This window comes from Kitasatospora sp. NPDC023120, assembly GCF_055560835.1.
Genome location: NZ_JBVHHY010000096.1, coordinates 1 through 2,608, shown reverse-complemented (window position 1 = coordinate 2,608; position 2,608 = coordinate 1). Strand labels below are relative to the sequence as shown.

The following is a 2,608-nucleotide window of genomic DNA, read 5'->3' as shown; positions in this document are numbered from 1 at the left end:
GACGCCCCGCCGAACTCCCCGGCGTCGAAACCATGGTCGGACTGTTCATCAACACCATCCCCGTCCGCATCCGCACCCACCCCGGCGAAACCCTCCTGGACCTCCTCCTCCGCACCCAGGACGAACAATCCACCCTGATGCCCCACCAACACCTCGGACTCGCCGACATCAACCAACTCACCGACCTCGGCGACCTGTTCGACACCGTCATGGTCTTCGAGAACTACCCCCTCGACACCCAGACCTTCCACACCCCCGCCACAGACCTCCACCTCCTCGGCATCGACAGCCAGGACACCACCCACTACCCCCTCAGCCTCGCGGTGGTTCCGGGGCGTCGACTGCAACTGAGGGTCGAGTACAGCACCGAGGCGTTCGACCGGGAGTCGGTGGAGGGTCACGCCCACCGTCTCGTGCAGATCATCCGGTCGATCCTGGCCGATCCCGACCTCCCGACCGCCCGTCTGCCCCTGCTCACCGCCGACGAAGACCGCACCCTGCGGCAGTGGAGCGGCGAGTCGGCGGCCGGCAGCGACCCGCAGACCCTGCCCGCCCTGTTCGAGGCCCAGGCGGCGCGGGCACCGGAGCAGGTCGCGGTGGCGTTCGGGGACGAGTCGCTGACCTACCGGGAGCTGAACGAGCGGGCCAACCGGCTCGCACGCGTACTGATCGCCCAGGGCGTCGGCCCGGAGCGGATCGTCGCGCTGGCACTGCCGCGCTCGATCCACATGGCCGTCGCGATCCTGGCCGTCAGCAAGGCCGGCGGCGCCTATCTGCCGATCGACCCCGAGTACCCCGCCGAGCGCATCGCCTTCATGCTCGCGGACGCGCGACCGTCGTGCCTGCTCACCACCACCGGCAGCACGGTCGACGGCCTACCGCACCTGCCCGTCGTCGCCCTCGACCTGGTCGACACCAACGACCAGTCGAGCGGTGATGTCGAGGACGCCGAGCGTACGCACGCCCTGCGCACGACCCACCCGGCCTACCTGATCTACACCTCCGGTTCGACCGGCACGCCCAAGGGCGTCGTCGTCCCCCACGAGGGCATCGCCACCCTCGCCACGGCACTCGCCGAGCGCTTCCTGATCGGCGACGACAGCCGCGTCCTCCAGTTCGCCTCCACCAGCTTCGATGCCGCCGTCGGCGACCTGCTCTCGGCCTGGTGCTCCGGTGCGGCACTGATCCTGGAGCCCACCGACCGGCTCCAGACCGCCGACACCCTCCTCGACGTGCTGACGCAGCAACAGATCACCAATGTGACCCTGCCGCCCGCCATGCTCGCGGCGCTGCCGGAGGACCAGGTGGCCGGGGCCGTCACCATCGGCGCCGTCGGCGAGGCGGTCTCCGAGGAACTGGTCGACCGCTGGGCACCCGGCCGACGCATGATCAACGGCTACGGACCGACCGAGACCACCGTGGGCGCCACCATGAGCGAGCCCTTGTCCGCGGGGGGAGCCGGAAAGCCCCCGATCGGCCGGCCGCTGGCGGGCAAGCGGGTCCATGTGCTGGACGATGCTCTCCGGCTCGTCCCGGTGGGCGCCGTCGGCGAGTTGTACATCTCCGGTACGGGCGTCGCCCGCGGCTACCTCGGCCGCGCGGAGCTCACCGCACAGCGGTTCGTCGCCGACCCGTTCGCGGGCAATGGCGCCCGGATGTACCGCACCGGCGACCTCGCACGCTGGCGCGCCGACGGACAGCTGGAGTTCGTCGGCCGCGCCGACGACCAGGTCAAGATCCGCGGCTTCCGCATCGAACTCGGCGAGGTCGAAAGCGCACTCGCCCGACTCCCCGAGGTCGCCCAGGCCGTCGCCGTCGCCGTCGCGAGCACGGCAGGCGGTGGCGGTGGCGTCAGGCGGCTGGTCGGGTACGTCGTGCCGGCCGGACCGGACTGCGACCCGGCGGAGCTGCGGCGCATGCTGGGCGAGGTCCTGCCCGACTACATGGTGCCGTCGGTGGTGGTCGTGCTGGAGCGGCTGCCGCTCACGCCGAACGGCAAGGTCGACCGCAAGGCCCTGCCGGAGCCGGACCTGAACGCCCTCAGCGGCACAGTGCTGCCCCGCACCGAACGCGAGGCGGTGCTGTGCGCACTCTTCGCCGAAGTCCTCGGGATGGACCGGGTCGGTGTCGAGGACAACTTCTTCGACCTGGGCGGCGACAGCATCGTCTCCATCCAGCTGGTCAGCCGCGCCCGCCGCGCCGGGCTGGTGTTCACCCCACGCGATGTGTTCACTCACAAGAACGTCGCCGCGCTGGCCCTCGCTGCCCAGGAAGCACCGGCCTCGTTCGAGGTGGGCGGCGGCACGGGTGACCGAGCACCTCTCGTGTCGCTCAGCCAGGACGAGATCGAGTTGTTGGAGGCGGCGGTGCCGGGCATGGAGGACGTGCTCCCGCTGTCACCCCTGCAGGAAGGCCTGCTCTTCCACAGCCTCTACGACGCCGACGCACCCGACGTCTACGTCACCCAACTGGTCCTCGACCTCGACGGCCGACTCGACGCACCCGCACTGCGCGCCGCCGGCCAGGCAGTCCTCGACCGCCACGCCAACCTGCGCGTCGCCTTCCACCGCGAAGGACTCACCCACCCCGTCCAGGTCGTCAGCCACGG

General features: G+C 70.9%; 1 protein-coding gene. It reads left to right on the top strand.

The genetic code is table 11. From position 1 onward, the window contains the following. Window positions 1-32: 32 nt before the first annotated feature. Window positions 33-2,608: non-ribosomal peptide synthetase (locus ACZ3TI_RS40825; protein WP_465735638.1), on the top strand; the 2,576-nt coding region annotated here is incomplete at its 3' end.